The 19324-nt window shown below is 65.2% G+C and carries 15 protein-coding genes and 1 rRNA gene; 11 read left to right on the plus strand and 5 right to left on the minus strand.

Features of this window, described 5'->3' with window-relative positions; genetic code table 11:
* Positions 1–15: 15 nt before the first annotated feature.
* The 3 genes from lhpI to rocF all read left to right on the plus strand — a co-directional run bounded on the left by lhpI (position 16) and on the right by rocF (position 3466).
* Positions 16–933 carry a bifunctional Delta(1)-pyrroline-2-carboxylate/Delta(1)-piperideine-2-carboxylate reductase gene (gene lhpI / locus KHP16_RS25085; RefSeq protein ID WP_109584900.1) on the plus strand — a complete coding sequence of 306 codons (918 nt, stop codon included), beginning with the start codon at positions 16–18 and terminating at the stop codon, positions 931–933.
* A 51-nt stretch (positions 934–984) separates the two neighbouring features.
* Complete coding sequence (locus KHP16_RS25090; RefSeq protein WP_109584899.1) at positions 985–2433, plus strand: short-chain fatty acid transporter; 1449 nt, start codon at positions 985–987, stop codon at positions 2431–2433.
* A 124-nt stretch (positions 2434–2557) separates the two neighbouring features.
* Positions 2558–3466 carry an arginase gene (gene rocF, locus KHP16_RS25095; protein ID WP_109584898.1) on the plus strand — a complete coding sequence of 303 codons (909 nt, stop codon included), beginning with the start codon at positions 2558–2560 and terminating at the stop codon, positions 3464–3466.
* 63 nt (positions 3467–3529) lie between these two features.
* On the opposite strand, the gene adeC is transcribed toward rocF, so the two are convergent.
* From adeC to KHP16_RS25115, 4 genes are all read right to left on the minus strand, one after another.
* Positions 3530–5029, minus strand: coding sequence for an AdeC/AdeK/OprM family multidrug efflux complex outer membrane factor (gene adeC, locus KHP16_RS25100; protein WP_211961363.1), 1500 nt, complete (start codon positions 5027–5029; stop codon positions 3530–3532).
* Entirely contained in the window at positions 5026–8172 is a 3147-nt protein-coding gene (locus tag KHP16_RS25105) for an efflux RND transporter permease subunit (protein WP_109584896.1), read from the minus strand. The genes adeC and KHP16_RS25105 overlap by 4 nt, the downstream gene beginning before the upstream one ends.
* 27 nt (positions 8173–8199) lie before the next feature.
* Positions 8200–9360: an efflux RND transporter periplasmic adaptor subunit gene (locus KHP16_RS25110; protein ID WP_146208481.1), complete on the minus strand. Its 1161-nt coding sequence runs from the start codon at positions 9358–9360 to the stop codon at positions 8200–8202.
* 840 nt (positions 9361–10200) lie between these two features.
* Positions 10201–11058, minus strand: coding sequence for a LysR substrate-binding domain-containing protein (locus tag KHP16_RS25115; protein WP_109584894.1), 858 nt, complete (start codon positions 11056–11058; stop codon positions 10201–10203).
* A gap of 116 nt (positions 11059–11174) precedes the next feature.
* Here KHP16_RS25115 and KHP16_RS25120 point away from each other — a divergent pair, with 116 nt between their 5' ends.
* The 8 genes from KHP16_RS25120 (at position 11175) to KHP16_RS25155 (ending at position 19171) form a co-directional block, all read left to right on the plus strand.
* On the plus strand, positions 11175–11891 hold the full coding sequence (locus KHP16_RS25120; protein ID WP_115954118.1) for a haloacid dehalogenase type II: 717 nt from the start codon (positions 11175–11177) through the stop codon (positions 11889–11891).
* Positions 11892–11942: 51 nt separating this feature from the next.
* On the plus strand, positions 11943–12731 hold the full coding sequence (locus KHP16_RS25125) for an aldolase (RefSeq protein WP_109584892.1): 789 nt from the start codon (positions 11943–11945) through the stop codon (positions 12729–12731).
* A 94-nt stretch (positions 12732–12825) separates the two neighbouring features.
* Positions 12826–13194, plus strand: coding sequence for a BON domain-containing protein (locus KHP16_RS25130; protein WP_109585041.1), 369 nt, complete (start codon positions 12826–12828; stop codon positions 13192–13194).
* A gap of 199 nt (positions 13195–13393) precedes the next feature.
* Positions 13394–13900: a sigma-70 family RNA polymerase sigma factor gene (locus KHP16_RS25135; RefSeq protein WP_211961364.1), complete on the plus strand. Its 507-nt coding sequence runs from the start codon at positions 13394–13396 to the stop codon at positions 13898–13900.
* A 170-nt stretch (positions 13901–14070) separates the two neighbouring features.
* Positions 14071–15564, plus strand: a complete 1494-nt coding sequence (locus KHP16_RS25140) for a lysine N(6)-hydroxylase/L-ornithine N(5)-oxygenase family protein (RefSeq protein ID WP_211961365.1) — start codon at positions 14071–14073, stop codon at positions 15562–15564.
* Positions 15561–16766 (plus strand): MFS transporter, encoded by a 1206-nt coding sequence (locus KHP16_RS25145; RefSeq protein ID WP_211961366.1) that lies wholly within the window; start codon positions 15561–15563, stop codon positions 16764–16766. Before KHP16_RS25140 ends, KHP16_RS25145 begins: the two co-directional genes overlap by 4 nt.
* Entirely contained in the window at positions 16756–17337 is a 582-nt protein-coding gene (locus KHP16_RS25150; protein WP_211961367.1) for a GNAT family N-acetyltransferase, read from the plus strand. The genes KHP16_RS25145 and KHP16_RS25150 overlap by 11 nt, the downstream gene beginning before the upstream one ends.
* Positions 17321–19171, plus strand: coding sequence for an IucA/IucC family protein (locus KHP16_RS25155; RefSeq protein WP_211961368.1), 1851 nt, complete (start codon positions 17321–17323; stop codon positions 19169–19171). Before KHP16_RS25150 ends, KHP16_RS25155 begins: the two co-directional genes overlap by 17 nt.
* A gap of 67 nt (positions 19172–19238) precedes the next feature.
* Here the strand turns inward: KHP16_RS25155 and rrf are convergent.
* Positions 19239–19324 (minus strand): 5S ribosomal RNA (rrf, locus tag KHP16_RS28740); the annotation flags it as partial.

Raw genomic sequence — 19324 nt, forward strand, 5'->3', positions numbered from 1 at the left:
CAACGACACGACGCCATGCAGATTCTCGACGCCGCCACCACCCGCTCCCGTCTGCCTTTCGACACGCTCATCCCGTCGCTGCGCGCGGCGTTCGTCGCTGGCTGCGAAGTTCCGCTGCGCCACAACCACACGGTCGGTGACGGCACCGTGCTGCTGATGCCGGCATGGAACGACCGTTACCTCGGCGTGAAGACGGTCTCCATCTTCTCCGGCAACGCGCGGCGCGGCCTGCCTGGCCTTCATTCGACCTACATGCTTTACGACGCGGCCACGGGCGCGCCGCTTGCCCTCATCGACGGCAACGAAATCACATCGCGCCGCACCGCGGCCGCATCGGCCCTGGCCGCGTCGATGCTCGCGCGTGCCGATGCGCGCAAGCTGCTCGTGCTGGGCGCGGGCCGCGTGGCGAGCCTGCTGCCCGATGCCTATCGCGCCGTGCGTCCCATCGAGCGGATTTACGTCTGGGACATCGACGCCGCCCAGGCGGAACGCCTCGCCCAACGCCTGCGCGACGAAGGGATCGATGCCCGCGCGACCGCACGCGTGGAAGACGCGCTGGGCGAGGTGGACATCGTCACCTCCGCCACGCTGTCCACGGTTCCGCTGATCGAGCGCCGCCATGTCGCGCCCGGCACCCATATCGACCTCATCGGCGGCTTCACGCCGCAGATGCGCGAAGCCGATGACGCCTGCTTCGCCGACACGTCGGTGTTCGTCGACACGGCCGAAGCCCGCATGAAAGCCGGCGACCTGCTGCACCCGATCGAGGCGGGCGTGTTCCGCGCCGAAGCGATCAAGGCGGACCTGACGGCGCTCTGCCGCGGCATGCACCCGGGACGCGCGACCGACGATGAAATCACCGTATTCAAGGCCGTGGGGACGGCACTGGAAGACCTCGCGGCAGCAGCGATCTGCTTCGAGGCTCACAACTGAGAGATCAAACCCCGAACGAAGAAATCGACACGCATCCAGGAGGTTTTTGCCATGAAAGACACACCGCTATCCGCCCCGGCCTACGCGCCGCCCCCCTCGCGCGGGGCCCTTGAACGTCTTGCCGTCCGCGTCACCGACTGGTCCGAGCGCTGGTTCCCGGACTCCTATATCTTCGCGGCGATCGCGGTTGTCGTCGTGGCCATCGGCGCGATGCTGATCGGTGCGCCCGCGCAGGGCGTGGCACGCGCATTCGGTGACGGCTTCTGGAGCCTGATTCCGTTCACGATGCAGATGGCCGTAGTGGCCATCGCGGGCTACGTCGTCGCAGTATCGCCACCCGCTTCCATGCTGATCGCCCGGCTTGCGTCGATGCCTCGCACGGCCCGCGGCGCGGTCGCGTTCGTGGCGCTGATCAGCCTTGGCACATCGCTGGTCAACTGGGCCATCAGCCTGATCTTCAGCGGCCTGCTCGTGCGGGCCATCGCGCGGCGCAAGGACCTGCGCATGGACTACCGTGCCGCCAGCGCGGCCGCCTACCTCGGCATGGGCGCCACGTGGGCGCTCGGTCTGTCGTCCTCAGCCGCGCAGCTGCAGGCCAACCCCGCCAGCCTGCCGAAGTCGCTGCTCGACATCACGGGCGTGATCCCGTTCTCGGAAACGATCTTCCTGTGGCAATCGATGGCCATGACCGCCGTGCTGATCGTCGCCTCGCTGGTGGTCGCCTATTTCTCGGCCCCAACCGGCGACCGCGCCCGCACGGCTGCCGACATGGGCGTCGATCTCGACGACAGCGACGACGCCATCACCAAACCCACGCGTCCAGGCGAATGGCTCGAATACAGCCCGCTGCTCACGCTGCTCCTCGTCGCACTCGGCGCGGGCTGGCTCTATCACGAGTTCACCACCAAGGACCCGATCCTTGCCATCTCGAACCTGAACACGTACAACTTCCTGTTCCTGATGCTAGGGATGCTGCTCAACTGGCGCCCCCGCCGCTTCCTTCGCGCGGTGGCCCGCTCGGTCCCGTCGACGGCTGGCGTGCTGATCCAGTTTCCGCTGTACGGTGGCATCGCCTTCATTCTGACCAAGGCCACCGGCGGCGACGGCGCCACGCTATCGCACCACCTCGCCTCGGCATTCGTCTCGATGGCCACCACGGAATCGTTCTCGGCCGTCATGGGCATCTACTCGGCCGTTCTCGGCTTCTTCGTGCCGTCAGGCGGCGGCAAATGGATCATCGAAGCGCCGTACGTCATGCAGGCGGCAAACGAACTGCACGTCCACCTGGGCTGGGCCGTACAGGTCTACAACGCGGCGGAAGCGCTGCCCAACCTGATCAACCCGTTCTGGATGCTGCCGCTGCTCGGGGTGCTGGGCATCCGCGCCAAGGACGTGGTGGGCTTCACGTTCACGCAGCTACTCGTGCATACGCCGCTCGTACTGCTGATGCTGTGGGGCTTCGCCATGACGCTGCAGTACCGGCCACCGGTCATGCCCTGACGCCTCGCGCGTAGAGCCGGGACCCACGGATCGCACCCTCTCCCTTCGGGGGAGAGGGCAGCGCTTCTCGCCACACCTCCCCAAAAAACCGCCTTAAATAGAAGCATCCCCCTCAGGAGCTTCCATGAAACCCATCCAGCTGATCGGCGCCCCCACAGACGTAGGCGCAAGCATCCGCGGCACCTCAATGGGCCCCGAAGCATTACGCGTCGCGGATATTGCCGGCGCGCTCGCCCGCAACGGCCTGCAGGTCACCGACCTCGGCAACCTCGCAGGCCCCACCAACCCCGGCCAGCAACCCATCAACGGCATGCGTCACCTCGAAGAGGTCGTCGCATGGAACGCGGCGGTCTTCCACGGCGCGTATGAAGTTCTTGCAAACGGCCGTATGCCGCTGCTGATGGGCGGCGACCACTGCCTGGCGATCGGCTCCATCAGCGCCGCCGCCAGGCATTGCCGCGAATCCGGCAAGCAGCTCATGGTCATATGGCTGGACGCCCACGCCGACGCCAACACCGGCAGCACAAGCCCCACGGGCAACATCCACGGCATGCCGGTCGCCTGCCTGTGCGGCGACGGCCCGGAACCGCTGACCACGCTCTCGGGCGCGAAGCCAGCCATGCAACCCAACGACATCCGGCAGGTCGGCATCCGCAGCGTGGACCCCGAAGAAAAACGCCGTCTCAGGCAACTCGGCCTGCCAGCCTTCGACATGCGCTTCATCGACGAAAACGGCATGCGCGAAACGATGCGCCAGGCACTGGCCGGCGTGGACGCCAACACGCACCTGCACGTGAGCTTCGACGTGGACTTTCTGGATTCGCAAATCGCCCCCGGCGTCGGCACGCCGGTCAGAGGCGGCCCCACTTACCGCGAGACGCACCTCGCACTTGAGATGATCGCCGACACCAAGGCGCTCGGCTCGCTGGACGTGCTCGAACTCAACCCCGCCCGCGACATCCAGAACCAGACGGCAGAACTCGTCGTCGAACTGCTCGAAAGCGTGTTCGGCAAATCCACCCTGCTGCGGTAACCACAACAGCGTTAACAAAAAAGGGGAAGGCTAACGCCTTCCCCCTCGTGCACCGCTACCCGATCAGGATCGCGGCGTCGCCGTAGTCGCCGGAGTGGAAACAGTCGGTGTCCCGGCAGCAGCCGGAGCCGGCGCCGGCGCCGCCGTCGTCTCGATCCACCCACCCCCAAGCGCCTTGTACAGATTGACCTCGGCAGTGAGCTGATTCAATCGATCGGAAATCAGCGTCTGCTGCGCGGAGAACAACTGCCGCTGCGCATCGAGCAGCGTCAGATAGTTGTCCACGCCCGTGCGATACCGCTGATCCGCCAGCTTGTAGTAATCCTGGCTGGCCTCGACGAGCCGCTGCTGCGCCTGAAGCTGCTCGCTAAAGGTGCCGCGCGCCGCCAGCCCATCCGCGACCTCACGGAACGCCGACTGAATCGCCCGCTCATACTGGGCGACGGTCACGTCCTTCTGAATGCGCGAATAGTCCAGGCTGGCCATCAAGCTGCCCGCCGTGAAAATCGGCACATTGATCTGCGGGTTGAACAGCCACGTGCCCGAGCCCGAGTCGAACAGCCCGGACAACTGCCGGCTAGCGGTCCCCGCCGAAGCCGTCAGGCTGATGCTCGGGAAGAACGCCGCGCGCGCCGCGCCGATGGTCGCATTGGCCGCCTTCAACTGGTACTCGGCGGAAAGGATATCGGGGCGATTCCGCAGCAGATCGGAGGGCAGGCCCGCCGGCACATCCGCCACGAGCTTGTCGTCGAGCGACAGGCCCTCGGGCAGATCCGCGGGGACGGACGCCCCGATCAGCAGCGACAACGCATTGACGTCCTGCGCCACCTGCCGCGTATAACGGGCCAGCGTCGCACGCGCCGTTTCGACGCTGGTCTGCGCCTGACGCAGATCCAGCCGCGACGAGATGCCCTCGTCGAAGCTGCGGCGCGTGAGGTTGTACGTGCGTTCGTAGGTCCCGAGCGTTTCCCGCGTGAGCTTGAGCTGCTCCTGATCCGCGCGCAGGGTCAGATACGCGTTGGCGACGTTCGCCACCAGCGCGATATGCGTGCTGCGCTGCGCCTCCTCGCTGGAGAAGTACGTCTGCAGCGCGGCCTCGTTCAGGCTACGCAGACGCCCGAACAGATCGATCTCCCACGCGGTAATGCCAAGCGCGAGGTTGAACTGCCGGCCCACGATCCCCTGCCCCGACGAGGACAGCGGAGACAGCACGCGCTGCGCCGTATATTGCCCGCTCCCATTGACCTCCGGGAACAGTTCCGCGCGCTGGATGCGGTACTGCGCGCGATACGCATCCATGTTCAGCACGGCAATGCGCAGATCGCGGTTGTTCTGCAGCGCGACCTCGATCAGCCGCTGCAGGCGCGGATCGGTGAAGTAGTCGCGCCATCCGAGCTCGGCCGCCGACGGACCATTGACGGCATTGCCGGCGCCGGCCGCGGGATAGGCATCCCCGGTCGGATACACCGCGTCCACCGGCGCCGCCGGCTGCTCGTACTTCGGAATCAGGCTGCAGCCAGCCAGAAAGGCGCCGGCTGCAAGGCTAACGAGTGTTTTTCTCATGAGAGGGCTCCCTTCTCGAGGGAGGTGTCATCCTTGGGCTTGCGGCCCTTGAAGAGCGACGTCACCGCGACGAAGAACAACGGCACCCAGAAGATCGCGAGCACGGTCGCGGTGATCATGCCGCCGATCACGCCGGTACCGATCGCGTGCTGGCTGCCCGACCCCGCGCCCGTCGACACGGCCAGCGGGAACACACCGAGCACGAACGCGAGCGACGTCATGATGATCGGCCGCAGACGCATGCGGCACGCCTCGATCGCGGCTTCCACGATGCCCTTGCCCTGCTCGTGCAGTTCCTTTGCGAACTCCACGATCAGAATCGCGTTCTTCGCGGACAGACCCACCGTGGTCAGCAGACCCACCTGGAAGAACACGTCGTTCGACAGGCCGCGCAACAGCGTCGCCGCCAGCGCGCCGACCACACCGAGCGGCACCACGAGCATCACCGAGAACGGAATCGACCAGCTTTCGTACAGCGCCGCCAGACAGAGGAACACGACCAGCAGCGACAGCGCGTACAGCGCGGGCGCCTGCGCCCCTGACAGCCGCTCTTCATACGAGAGACCCGTCCACGAATAGCCGATACCGGGCGGCATCTGCTTCATGATGTCGGCGACCGCATTCATCGCCTCGCCGGTACTCTTGCCCGCCGCCGGTTCACCGAGGATTTCCACCGCCGGCACACCGTTGTAGCGCTGCAGCTTCGGCGAACCGTAGCCCCAGTGCCCCGTCGCGAACGCCGAGAACGGCACCATGTCGCCATTGCCATTACGGATGAACCACTTGGTCAGATCTTCCGGCGACATGCGCGAATTCGGGCGGCCCTGCACGTACACGCGCTTCACACGACCGCGGTCGATAAAGTCGTTCACGTAGCTGGAACCCCAGGCGATCGACACCGTGCTGTTGATGTCCGCCAGCGAGATGCCAAGCGCACGTGCCTTCTCGTCGTCGATATCGAGCAGATACTGCGGCTCGTCGTTCAGCCCGTTCGGACGCACACGCTGCATCGCCGGATTCTGCGCCGCCAGCTGGAGGAACTTGTTACGCGCCTCCATCAGCTTCTCGTGACCGAGACCGGCCTGATCCTGAATGTAGAAGTCGAAGCCCGTGGCGTTACCCAGTTCCTGCACCGCGGGCGGTGCGAACGCAAACGCGAGCGCATCGCGGAACGTGAAGAACTTGGCCTGCGCGCGCTTGGCAAGGTCGAACACGCTCGTGGCATCGCCGGAGCGTTCCTTGAACGGCTTGAGCAGAATGAACGCGAGACCCGAACTCTGGCCACGGCCGGCGAAGTTGAAGCCGTTCACCGTGAACAGCGACTCCACCACGCCGCCTTCGTCGCCGAGCAGATACTCGCGCATCTGGTCGAGCACCTGCTGCGTGCGTTCGGCCGTCGAACCCGGCGGCGTCTGCACCTGGGCATAGAGCACGCCCTGGTCTTCTTCCGGCAGGAACGAGGTCGGGATCTTCGTGAACAGGAACGCCATCCCCGCGACGATCGCGATGTAGATGATCAGGAACGGCATCCGGCGGCGCAGAATGCCCTGCACACCGCGCTCATACCGATGCGTCGTCCGGATGAAGCCGCGGTTGAACCAGCCGAAAAATCCCTTCTTGTGCTCGCCGTGGTCGCCCTTCTCGATCGGCTTCAGCATCGTCGCGCACAGCGCGGGCGTCAGGATCAGCGCGACCAGCACGGACAGCACCATCGACGCGACGATCGTGATCGAGAACTGCCGGTAGATCACGCCGGTCGAGCCGCCGAAGAACGCCATCGGCAGGAACACCGCGGACAGCACGAGCGCGATACCCACCAGCGCGCCCTGGATCTGCCCCATCGATTTTCGGGCCGCCTCCTTCGGTGGCAATCCTTCCTCGGCCATCACGCGCTCGACGTTCTCCACCACCACGATCGCATCGTCAACAAGCAGACCGATGGCCAGCACCATCCCGAACATCGTCAGCGTGTTGATCGAATACCCGAAGGCCGCCAGCACGCCGAACGTGCCCAGCAGCACCACGGGCACCGCGATCGTCGGGATCAGCGTGGCGCGGAAGTTCTGCAGGAACAGGTACATCACGAGGAACACCAGCACGATGGCTTCGAGCAGGGTCTTGATCACCTCGTGGATCGAGTCCGCGATCACCGGCGTGGTGTCGTACGGGAACACGATCTTCATGCCCGGTGGCATGAAGCCCTCGAGCTGACCCAGCGTCTGGTGAATTGCCTTGACGGTGTTCAGCGCGTTGGCGCCCGTCGCCAGACGGATAGCGATACCGGAAGCCGGCGCGCCGTTGTACTGCGCGTTGATGGTGTAGTCCTGGCCGCCGAGACCGATGTCGGCCACGTCGCGCAGGCGCACCTGCGAGCCGTCGGTGTTGACCTTGAGCAGGATGTCGCCGAACTGCTCGGCGGTCTGCAGACGGGTCTTGCCGATGATCGTCGCATTGAGCTGCTGCCCGCGGATGGCCGGCAGGCCGCCCAGCTGGCCGGAAGCCACCTGCACGTTCTGCGCCTTGACGGCGTTGCTCACGTCGAGCGGCGTCAGCTGATAGCTGTTGAGCCGCGTCGGGTCGAGCCAGACACGCATCGCGTACTGCGAACCGAACACCTGGAAGTCGCCCACGCCGGACGTCCGCGACAGCGGATCCTGCAGGTTCGACACGATGTAGTTCGACAGATCCTCACGCGTGACGTTCTTGTCCGTCGAGACCAGACCCACGATGACCAGGAAGTTACGCACCGACTTGGTCACGCGGATACCCTGCTGCTGGACTTCCTGCGGCAGCAGTGGCGTGGCGAGCTGCAGCTTGTTCTGCACCTGCACCTGCGCGATATCCGGGTTGGTCCCCTGCTCGAACGTGACGGTGATCGTCATGCTGCCGTCGGAGTTCGATTCGGAGAAGATGTACCGCAGGCCGTCGAGGCCGTTCAGCTGCTGCTCGATCACCTGCACCACCGTATCCTGCACGGTCTGCGCGGACGCACCCGGGTAGGTCACGGAAATGGCGATCGTGGGCGGCGCGATCGCGGGGTACTGGTTCACCGGCAGCGAGCGAATCGACAGCACGCCAGCCAGCATGATCACCAGCGCGATCACCCACGCGAAGATCGGCCGCTCGATAAAGAAGTTAGACATGGCGAATCCTTATGCTTGCGGCCGCGCTCAGGACTTGGCCGCGGGCGCGGATGCAGCGGCAGGCGCGGACGCACCGCCCGGGGCAGGCGCGGCCGAGGCTTCCACGGCCTTGACCTTGATGCCCGGACGCACGAACTGCAGCCCTTCGACGATCACGCGATCGCCGGCCTTCAGGCCCTCGGTCACCAGCCAGTTGTCGCCGATGGTGCGCGTGGTCTTGAGCTGACGCAGTTCCACTTCTTCCTTGTCGTTGACCACGAGCGCGGTCGCCGCACCCTTCAGGTCGCGCGTCACGCCGCGTTGCGGCGCGAGGATCGAGTTGGCGCGCACGCCTTCCTGCAGGCGCGCATGCACGAACATACCCGGCAGCAGGTCATGGCGCGGGTTCGGGAACACCGCGCGCAACGTCACCGAGCCGGTGCCTTCATCCACGGAGACTTCCGAGAATTCCAGGCGGCCCGGTTCCGGATACGGCGTGCCGTCCTCGAGGAACAGCGTCACCTTGGCGGCATTCTCGCCGGCGGATTCGATCTGCCCGGCCTGCAGCTCGCGCTTCAGGCGCAGCAGGGACGACGAGGGCTGCGTCACGTCCACGTAGATCGGGTCGAGCTGCTGCACGGTCGCCAGCGCGGTCGTCTGCCCGTTCTGCACGAGCGCGCCCTCGGTCACGAGCGCGCGGCTGATGCGGCCCGTGATCGGCGACAGCACCTTGGTGTAGCGCAGATCGATCTTCGCGCGGTCCACCGCGGCCTGGGCCTGCTCGTAGGCGGCCTGGGCTTCGGCGTACTGCTGCTTGCTCACCGCTTCGTCGCCAACCAGGCGGCCGTAGCGCTGCGCCAGCAGCTTTGACGATTCGAGCGTCGCGGCCGCGGTCTTGTAGGCCGCCTCATACGTCGACGGATCGATCTGATATAGCTGCTGCCCGGCCTTGACGTCGGACCCCTGCTTGAACATCCGCTTGAGGATGATGCCGTTCACCTGCGGACGGACCTCGGCGATGGCGTACGGGTTGGTCCGGCCCGGCAACTGCGTATCCAGCGTGACCGACTGCGCCTTGAGTGTCACGACCTGGACCTGCGGGGTCTGGGGTGCGGGAGCTTCGGCCTTCTTGCCGCAGGCGGCGAGCACCGCGACGGCAATGCCCAGCATGGCCGGAATCAAAGCACGCCTTGCGCGCATTGGTTGCATAGCGATTTCCTCGAGGATGATACTGAAACGAATTAGGGAGCCTGGTGCGATGCCAGGCGGGTGGTCCACGGTGCCGGGGCCGCATGCATGCGCATGAACGGGAGGGCGGGCAACGTGGCCCATCGCTTTCGTGTGAACAGCCGGTCAGGGGCATGGGTGCCGCGCGAGGCAACAGCCATGCCCATGACCGACGATTGCGTCGGGCTTAAAAGGCTTTCAGCGGATCGTGACCATTACCCCTGCTTTCGCCAGTGCCCTGGCCTCGAGTGGTACGCATCGCGGGCGCGCAAGGCGCGCGCCGAACCGCTCCCCGTTATCAGATGAATAGGCTTCGATCATGGCTTCTCAGTGTTACCGTTCCATGCGCGAGGCTCGTGCACCGATCTGATGTGGGCATCGACTCGCAGTTCGCGTCAGGGCGCCGCGTCAGTATCTGACGCTGCTTCGCCGTGACAGGCGCCTTCGGCAATGTATGCCACGCAGGACAAGACCTCAATGACTAAGTCAATCGGCCTGGCTCCTCCAGCAGTCCGAATTGTCCGTGCGTTTTTTGTGGCGCCGCAGCATTTGAGACCACTGGATCAAAGATGTTCCACTTGGCCTAAATGTTCGCAGCACGCCATCCTACCAGTTTGCGGAATCGTTCGGTTATGAGGAATTGGCGTGTAATCCGCTGAAATACGCCATTGCGGGCACTGAAATGGCGTCATATCCATGCTACACGCGCGCCACGCGCGCGCAATCATCCCTGCAGCCCCGGCTTTTCTGAACGAATCGTTCAAATCTACTCATCGATTTCCGGGCCATCGCACCTGCACAACGCTCCCCATGTAACCTTTTTCATCGATCTAACTGGTCACACAGAAAGTCGACGAGGGCGCGCTGCCCCGCATTCAGCGACGCCTCGCCGGCCACGAGGGCAAGCTCCGTCGGCGCCAGCGAAGGAAACCCTTCGCACACACGGTGATCGGCCAGCAAGGCCGTCGTCGGCAACACGGACACGCCCAGCCCGGACGACACGGCCGCCTGGATACCGGTCAGGCTATGGCTGCCGAACGCCGTCCGCCAGCGCCGCGCCGCGCCGTCGAGCGCCCGAATCGCGCGCAGCCGATACACGCAGCCCTGCGGAAACAGCGCGAGCGGCACGGGCTCGTCCGCCCGGTCGCTCCGGTCCCACGCGCTACCCGCGCTGGCTGCCCACACCAGCGTCTCGGGCCATGCCGCGAGGCTGGCGCCGCTACCGGGCTCGCGCTTGATCAGCGCGATCTCGATCTCGCCCCCTGCGAGCTTTTGTCGCAGGTCGCTGCTCATGCCCGCGACGGTTTCCAGACGGACTTCCGGCCGGGCGGCCACGAAGCCGGACAGCATCGCGGACATGCGCCGCGCGTCGAAGTCCTCGGGCACCCCGATACGCACGGTCGAGACGCGCCCATCGCTGGCCAGCGCATCGGCAGCCTCCTGCGACAGCGCCAGCAGGCGCCGCGCGTACTGGGCCAGCAGTTCGCCATGTTCGGTAGGCGTGACGTGCATCCCGGAGCGGTCGCGCAACAGCAGCGGCCGGCCCACGACCTCCTCCAGCTTGCGAATCTGCTGACTGACGGTCGACTGCGTCCGATGCACGCGATCCCCCGCGCGCGTGAAGCTGCCCTCGTCCACGACCGATACCAGCGTGCGCAGCAAAACAAGATCGTCGAACACGGGCGCCCCTTATTTGATATTCCACTGAGTGGCATATCATAATTTCATTTTCAAATAGGCACCACATTCTCTACGCTTGCGGACATCCCCACATCCCCGGTCCACGGAGCCTCCCGATGTCCCTGCAACACACGTCCCGCCCCAAGTGGCTTACGTTCGACTGCTACGGCACCCTGATCCAATGGGACGAAGGCCTGCAACAAGCGGTCGCCACCATCCTGCGCAGCAAGCAAGCCGCCGCCATCGAGACCGCGCGCCTGATCGCGGTCTATGACCATCACGAACACCGCCTCGAACAAACGCCTCCGCATCGCAATTTCCGCACGGTAGCGGGCGAAGGCCTCCGCCTCGCCCTCGAAGAACTCGACCTCGCACCCGCCGACGACGATATCGCCGTGCTGACGGACAGCATTTCGAAAATGCCGCCGTTCCCCGAAGTCGTCGCCGCGCTACGCCGGCTCAAGGCCATGGGCTTCCGCACATGCATCGTCTCCAACACCGACGATGACATCATCGCGGGCAACGTGGCGCAGCTGGCCGATGCTGCCGGCAACTGCATCGACCGCGTCATCACCGCGCAGCAAGCCGGCGCCTATAAACCGAACCGCCAGCTATTCGACTACGCGCACGCGCAACTCGGCGTGACGAAGGACGAGGTCGTGCATATCTGCGCAAGCCCGCACCTCGACCACGCGGCCGCGCGCGACATCGGCTTCCGCTGCGTGTGGGTCGACCGCGGCACCGGCCGCAGGCTCTTGCCCGATTACACGCCAGATGCGATCGTACGCAAGCTCGACGAAGTCCCCGCCCTGTTCGCAACCCTCGACTGGTAACCCGCCCGGCAGATCGGACGCGCCACCAGCGACCCACAAAAGGAAAACATCGTGGCCCACACCCTCGCCTCCACCCGCACGGGGCACACCCCGGCGCGCGCCGGACTCGACGCCGATGCCGTGCACGAGGCCCGCATCGAGCTCGCCGCGTGCTTCCGGCTGGCCGCGCAGCACGGCTTCGAGGAAGGTGTCTGCAACCATTTCTCGGCGGTCGTGCCGGGCCACGACGATCTCTTCCTCGTCAACCCGTTCGGCTATGCCTTCGACGAGATCACCGCCTCGCATCTGCTGATCTGCGACTACGAGGGCAACGTCGTCGCGGGCGATGGCAAGCCGGAAGCGACGGCCTTCTACATTCACGCACGACTGCATCGCGCGCAGCCACGCGTCCGTGCCGCGTTCCACACGCACATGCCGAACGCCACGGCGCTCGCGCTGCTCGACGGCCCGCCGCTCGCATGGGCGGGCCAGACCGCGCTCAAGTTCTACGGCCGCACCGTCGTCGATGAGCACTACAACGGCCTCGCGCTCGACGAGACCGAAGGCGATCGCATCGCCGCGGCGATGGGAGATGCCGACGTCGTCTTCCTCAAGAACCATGGCGTGATGGTGGTGGGCCCGACGATCGCCGAAGCGTGGGACGACCTCTACTACCTGGAGCGCGCCGCAGAGGTGCAGCTCAAAGCCATGAGCACGGGCCGCGCGCTCAAGCCGGTGCCGCACGAGATCGCCCAGCGCACGTACGAGCAGATGCGCGTCGGCGACCCCGACAGCGCGCGCGCGCACCTGGACAGCGGCATGCGTCGACTGCGCGCGCAGCGCGTGCCGTTCGACCGATAAGCCGCGCGTCGCCACTGGCACACTTCATGCACCGACCTCCGGTAAGCGGCCACATGATGCGGCCACGTCAGGCGACCACATGGAGGGCAAAATCATGAAGGTCCGACTATTCCCGGGTGCGGTGATCGCCGCTACCGCCTTGATCGTCGCCATCACGGCGACGCCGATCCTCGTCAACGCCGCGGGCGGCGACGCGGATGCGCCAACATCCACCGGCCGCACCGCCGCGCCGCGCGACACGGCGGCCGCCACGGACCGCACGATCACGACCGCGGTCAAGGCGCGCCTGGCGGCGACGCAAGGCGTCGATGCGGACCGCATCGACGTCAAGACGGTCGATGGCGTCGTGCGACTCGAGGGCAACGTGCGCGATGAATCGCAACGCGCCGCCGTACTGAAGGCTGCAAAGGACACGCGCGGCGTCACCGCAGTGTCCGATGAACTGCGTGCCGGCAGCCAATGAACATCGGAAAAACGCGGAAGCCATTCCGCGGCAGTTTTTACATGGAACGCGATGCCATCCACGACGGCATCGCGGCCATGTTTAAAGCTGATGTAGGCAAACGCCTTCGGTAGCCGCGATGCCCGCAAGGATATCCGCTGCCATGCGCAACATCTGACATAGGATTGGCCGCTCCGTCGTCACGACACATGGAGCGCGCATGTCAGGGAATGCCGGTCACACAGCCATCACCCGCACCTTCATCGTCCACCGTCGTCACCTCCTCTGTATCGCCACACGCATCGTCGGCTGCAGATCGCTCGCAGAAGACATCGTGCACGATGCCTACGTCAAGCTCCTCTTCCACATGCCTCACGAACCTTCGGTCAGCGAGCATGGCTACGTCTGCCGCGTCGTGCGCAACCTCGCGCTCGACGGCTACCGCCGGCAGCAACTCGAGAGGCGCCTCTTCGCATCGGAGTTCGTTGAGACCGATGCCCCGCTCGATACGAACTCTCCGGACCGCATTGCCAGCACACGCGAACGCGAGCGCTCGCTGCGGGACGCGATGCGGTCATTACCGCCGCGCACGCGCGATGCGCTCATGCAGTATTACTTCGAAGGCCAGTCCCAGCGCACCATCGCCATCCGGCTCGGCATCTCGCCCGCCATGGTGAGCTGCATCCTTCAGGACGCGCGCGACGCGCTGGGCGCCCTGCCGCTGTAGCCACCTTTCCGCACGCCCGTCCGCACGCCTCCGTAGCATTTTTCCGCAAAACCTTCGCAGAAATTTCCCCACGACGCGTGCGTATTCGTTGTTGATCCCGCTCGCTGGTTCGTCTTGATGAGCATCGGCCGCGGCAATGCGGCTCCCTTCTCTCAACCAGACGAGGCCATATGACCAACGCGATCACGGATATCAACCACACCGGCGCAGATGAAGCGATCTACGATTTCATCGGCATCGGGCTCGGCCCCTTCAACCTGAGCCTTGCCTGCCTGGCCGAGCCGCTGCCCAACCTGCGCTGCCTGTTCCTGGAAAAGAAGGAGGCCTTCGGCTGGCACACGGGCATGCTGATCGACGGCACCACGCTGCAGAACCCGTTCCTTGCGGACCTCGTCTCGCTCGCGGATCCCACCAGCCGCTTCAGCTACCTGAACTACTGCAAGCAGCAGGGCCGCCTCTACACCTATTACGTGCGCGAGAACTACTACCTCACGCGGCAGGAGTACGACCGCTACTGCAAGTGGGCCGCCGCGCAACTGCGCAATGTTCGATACCGGCGCAACGTGCTCGATATCCACTATGACGCGTCGCTGCCCGGCTACGTCATCGCGGGCGTCGATACGCACAACGGCACGCCGTTTCGCTATCGCACGCGCCGACTCGTCATCGGCATCGGCAGCGAACCGCGATTGCCCGATTGCTGCGAAGGGCTGCGCGGCGGCTCGCGCGGGCCTATCCACACTGCCAACTACCTTGCCCACAAATCATGGCTGCAACAGCAGCGCGTCATTACGGTCGTTGGCAGCGGCCAGAGCGGGGCGGAGGTCTACTACGACCTGTTGCGCGACTGCGACCTGTACGGCTACACGCTCAACTGGGTCACGCGCGCGCCGCGCTTCTTCCAGATGGAAACCGCGAAGCTCACGCTCGAGTTTCTGCTACCCGCCTACATCGGCCACTTCCAGCGGCTCGACGATGCGGCGAAACGGCGCGCGACGCAGGGGCAGCGCGCGATCCACAGCGGCATCAACAAGACGCTGATCGACCGCATTTACGATCTGCTCGACGAGACGCGCCATCGCCCGGGCCTGCGCACGCAGCTCATGCCGAATCTCGCGCTGACGGCCTGCACCCTCGACGACTCGGGCAAACGGTTCGCGCTCACGTTCGAACACAACGAGCTTCCCGAGCGCTATCGCCATGTCACGGACGCGCTGGTCATGGCCACGGGCTACACGCACCGCATCCCGCCGTTCGTGCGCGGCATCCAAGACCGCATTCGATGGGACGCCGTGGGGCAGTATGTGCAAGCCGAGGACTACGCGGTCGACATCACCGGCAATGAAATCTACGTGCAGAACGCGGGTTTCGAGGGCGGCATCACGAACCCGGACCTCGGGCTCGCCTGCCATCGCAATGCGCGGCTCATCCACGCGATGACCGGTGTCGATACCTATCGCGCCGAAGCCCGCACCACGTTCCAGGATTTCTCGCCACGCGCGGACAGCGGCTTTACGCGCTTCGGCGCCTTACCGCCCTCCTCGCATGCCACCTCGCGGCACGCCTCGACTCACCGCCGCGGGTGGGACATCGCCGCGGATGGCGTGGCGAACGACGCGATGAGCGATGCCGCCGACGGTAGCGTGGACACGCCCCGCCGATGACCTTGCGCCTCGCCATCATCGTCATGACCGCGTGCGGTGTGATCAGCGACGCCATCCTCATCGCGTTCTATCCGCAGTTCTTCGACATGCGCTACGGCGTGACCGACACCGTTCACATCGGCGCGTACGTCGCCGCGATCTCGGTGGCCGTCATGATTACGCTGCCGATGTGGGCGCGCGTCGCCCATCACGTGGAGACGCTGCATCTCGTCGTCGTCACGCAGGGCATCGCGGGCCTGCTCGGCCTCGCGAGCCTCGGGGCGGATACGATCGCTGCCTTCTGGGCGGTGACGATGCTCATGTTCATGACCAAGAGCAGCTACCTGCTGATGTTTCCGTACCTGATGCGCGTGGAACGCCCAACATCGCACGGCGCCACCGTCGGCCTGCTTGCCGTGGTCGTCCACCTCGGCGGCATCTTCGGGGCGATGGCGGGCGGTGTCCTGTTGCAGCACTTCGGCACCGATGCCTGCCTGACGGCATCGGCCGCCGGCGACTTCGCGCAGATGGCGCTGTGCGTGCAGTTGATACGCACCGGCAGGATCGTTCCCGTGCTAGGCATGGAAGACGTCCCCGCTCCGCCTCCCCCGGCGTTGCATCGCACGCTGCCGCGCGTGCTTCGCCTGGGCGCGCTGATGTTGGTGTTCGATTTCAGCGCCTATCTGGTTCGTCCTTTCTTCTCCGTCTACTGGCAGGCGGCGACGGGCGTGGACAGTCAGATGCTCACCGGCCTGGTATTCGCAATACCGGGACTGATGGCATTGCTCGCTCTCTCCATCGACCGGCGCGCCGGCGGCGATGCCGGCTCCACTGGGCGTCTCCTGTCGGTCGGTGCTGCCGGCTTGCTGTTGCAGGCGTCGCCCTGGCCGACCGCGATGCTGATCGGCCGATGCCTGTTCGGCTGGGCGCTGTTCCGCATCAGCGTGCGGCTCGACGTCACACTGTTCCGCGTCAGCACGCCTCAGGCATACGCCCGCGACTTCAGCATCGCCAATGGCTGCCAGAACCTCGGCGTGCTGCTGTCCTCGTTCTGCGCGGGCGTCATCGTCGATCGCTTTGGCATGGCCATGCCATTCCTGATCGCGGCGGCGGGTCTGCTGCTGACCCTCTTGATGAGCCGCCTGATCTTCCGCATCGACCGCTTTCGTGTGGCGCGCCTCACGACAACCGGCACTACAGGTTCAACCGAACATGTCATCTGACCCCAGGCACGACCGCAAGGGCTCGCGCTTCATCCTCCGCGCGCTGTCCCTCGACGACGACATCGCGACGCTGCACCGATGGTTCGGATTGGACTACGCCCGGTACTGGAACATGCAGCACCTTTCGCTGGAGGAGACCCGGCAGTTCTATGCCGACATGCAGGCCGCCAACCACGGCCACGCGTGCCTGGGGTTATACGACGGCGAACCCGCCTTCGTCGCCGAGTTCTACGACCCGTCCCGTGCGTCCGTCGCGAACCACTACACCGTGAGCGCGGGCGACGTCGGCATGCACTTCCTCGTCGCGCCGCCGACGAAGCGCATTCCCGGCTTCACACGAGACGTTCTTCGCCACGTCATGGCCTTCGCGTTCGAGACCCTCGGCGCGCGGCGCGTCGTCGTGGAGCCCGACGTGCGCAACGCGCATGTCCACGCTCTCAATCGCGCGGTCGGCTTTCGTTACGACCGCCAGATCCAGCTGCCGGACAAGACCGCCTGGCTGGCCTTCTGTATCCGATCGGACTTCGAACGATCGCTCTCTGGAGACGTTACCGATGAATGCACCCGCTGATGTATCGCTGCCCGCATGGCGCGCGCGCGAGCCGCAACATGTGGTCGATCACCTCGACCCGAGCGTGTGGACCCGCGTCAACCGGCTGCTCGTACGCAAGGCCCTCGCCGAATTTGCGCACGAGTCCGTGATCGCGCCTGTCGCACTCGGCAAACCGGACGCCGAAGACTGGCGTACGTACCGCGTCGACGCCGATACGGCCGGGTGCCATTACCGCTTCCGCGCGCAAATGATGGCGCTGCACCACTGGCGCATCGACCCCGCCTCCATCGAACGCATCGCCGAAACGCGCGCGCCCGGCAATCCGCCGCTCGACGCCCTGACGTTCGTCAACGACTTCAAGCGCACGCTCGGCATCGACGCGGACAAGCTGCCGATCTACCTCGACGAAATCAGCAGCACGCTGTTCGGCGCGGCCTACAAGCACACGCGCCAGTACCTCCCGGTCGATGCCCTTGTCGATGCCGACTACCAGGTCTACGAATCCGCGATGACCGAGGGCCACCCCTGCTTCGTCGCCAACAATGGCCGCCTGGGCTTCGACGCGGACGAGTACCGGACCTACGCGCCCGAAACGGGCGCGCGCTTCGCCATCGTCTGGCTAGCCGTCCACCGCGAGCACGCCCACTTCGCCTGCCTGCCCGAGCTCGACCACGACACGCTGCTCACGCGCGAACTCGGCGCCCAACGCCTCGCGGCCTATCGGCAAACGCTTCAGGCGCTCGACCTCGACCCATCGCACTATCTGTTCATGCCCGCGCATCCGTGGCAGTGGTTCAACAAGCTCAGCATCGCGTTCGCCGCCGATGTGGCCAATCGCAAGATCGTCGCACTCGGGTATGGGGCGGACCTCTACGCGGCGCAGCAGTCCGTTCGCACCTACTTCAACACGTCGCACCCCGAGAAGTGCTATGTGAAGACGTCGCTATCGGTGCTCAACATGGGCTTCATGCGCGGGCTATCGCCGCACTACATGGCGGGAACGCCGGCTATCAATGCCTATCTCCACGCGTTGATCGATGGAGATACCACGCTGCGGGCATACGGTTTCTCGATCCTGCGAGAGGTGGCATCGGTGGGATATCGCAACCGCTATTATGAAACGGCGCTGGAGCAGGACAGCCCGTACAAGAAGATGCTATCGGCCCTCTGGCGCGAGAGCCCGGTAAGCATGTTGAGAGAGGGGGAACGGCTGATGACGATGGCGGCGCTGCTGCATGTCGATCCGGCCGGTGACGCATTGCTGCCCGCACTGATCCGTCGATCGGGTCTACCGGCGCTCGCATGGTTGCGCAGCTACTTGCGCGCGTACCTCGAACCGCTGATGCACTGTTTCTACGCGCACGACCTCGTCTTCATGCCGCACTGCGAGAACTTGATCCTCGTGCTAGAGCAGCACCGCGTCACGCGCGTATTCATGAAGGATATCGCCGAGGAGTCCGCCATCCTCGACAAGGATGCCAGCCTGCCGGACAACGTGGCCCGTCTTGCCGTCGATATTCCCGACGACTTCAAGCTGCTTGGCCTGTTCATCGATGTGTTCGACGGCGTATTCCGGCACCTGGGCCATCTGCTCGTCGAACAGCACGTCTGCACCGAAGACGCGTTCTGGCAATTGGTCGCCAACACCGCGCACGAATACCAGGCCGCGCATCCCGAACTGCGGCACAAGTTCAGGCGATACGACCTTTTCCAGCCCGAGTTCCGGCACTCGTGCCTGAACCGGCTGCAGCTGCGCAATAACCTTCAGATGGTCAACCTCGCCGATCCCGCCTCGAGCCTGACGATGGCCGGCACGCTGCGCAATCCGCTGACGAAATACCGGCGAGATTAGCGTAAAAACAAAAGCCCAAAAAACAAAACCCCTCAGCGGGAAGCGCTGAGGGGTTCTGAGCATAAGAGCCTGGCGATGACCTACTTTCACACGGGTAATCCGCACTATCATCGGCGCGGAGTTGTTTCACGGTCCTGTTCGGGATGGGAAGGG

Source organism: Cupriavidus plantarum, assembly GCF_905397285.1.
GTDB lineage: Bacteria > Pseudomonadota > Gammaproteobacteria > Burkholderiales > Burkholderiaceae > Cupriavidus > Cupriavidus plantarum.

Coding starts and splice junctions, on each gene's coding strand:
- adeC (WP_211961363.1), bottom strand. CDS start 5,029: ATGAGAAAAACACTCGTTAGCCTTGCAGCCGGCGCCTTTCTGGCTGGC.
- KHP16_RS25130 (WP_109585041.1), top strand. CDS start 12,826: ATGAAGGTCCGACTATTCCCGGGTGCGGTGATCGCCGCTACCGCCTTG.
- KHP16_RS25090 (WP_109584899.1), top strand. CDS start 985: ATGAAAGACACACCGCTATCCGCCCCGGCCTACGCGCCGCCCCCCTCG.
- KHP16_RS25155 (WP_211961368.1), top strand. CDS start 17,321: ATGAATGCACCCGCTGATGTATCGCTGCCCGCATGGCGCGCGCGCGAG.
- KHP16_RS25140 (WP_211961365.1), top strand. CDS start 14,071: ATGACCAACGCGATCACGGATATCAACCACACCGGCGCAGATGAAGCG.
- KHP16_RS25150 (WP_211961367.1), top strand. CDS start 16,756: ATGTCATCTGACCCCAGGCACGACCGCAAGGGCTCGCGCTTCATCCTC.
- KHP16_RS25145 (WP_211961366.1), top strand. CDS start 15,561: ATGACCTTGCGCCTCGCCATCATCGTCATGACCGCGTGCGGTGTGATC.
- KHP16_RS25110 (WP_146208481.1), bottom strand. CDS start 9,360: ATGCAACCAATGCGCGCAAGGCGTGCTTTGATTCCGGCCATGCTGGGC.
- KHP16_RS25105 (WP_109584896.1), bottom strand. CDS start 8,172: ATGTCTAACTTCTTTATCGAGCGGCCGATCTTCGCGTGGGTGATCGCG.
- KHP16_RS25135 (WP_211961364.1), top strand. CDS start 13,394: ATGTCAGGGAATGCCGGTCACACAGCCATCACCCGCACCTTCATCGTC.
- lhpI (WP_109584900.1), top strand. CDS start 16: ATGCAGATTCTCGACGCCGCCACCACCCGCTCCCGTCTGCCTTTCGAC.
- KHP16_RS25120 (WP_115954118.1), top strand. CDS start 11,175: ATGTCCCTGCAACACACGTCCCGCCCCAAGTGGCTTACGTTCGACTGC.
- rocF (WP_109584898.1), top strand. CDS start 2,558: ATGAAACCCATCCAGCTGATCGGCGCCCCCACAGACGTAGGCGCAAGC.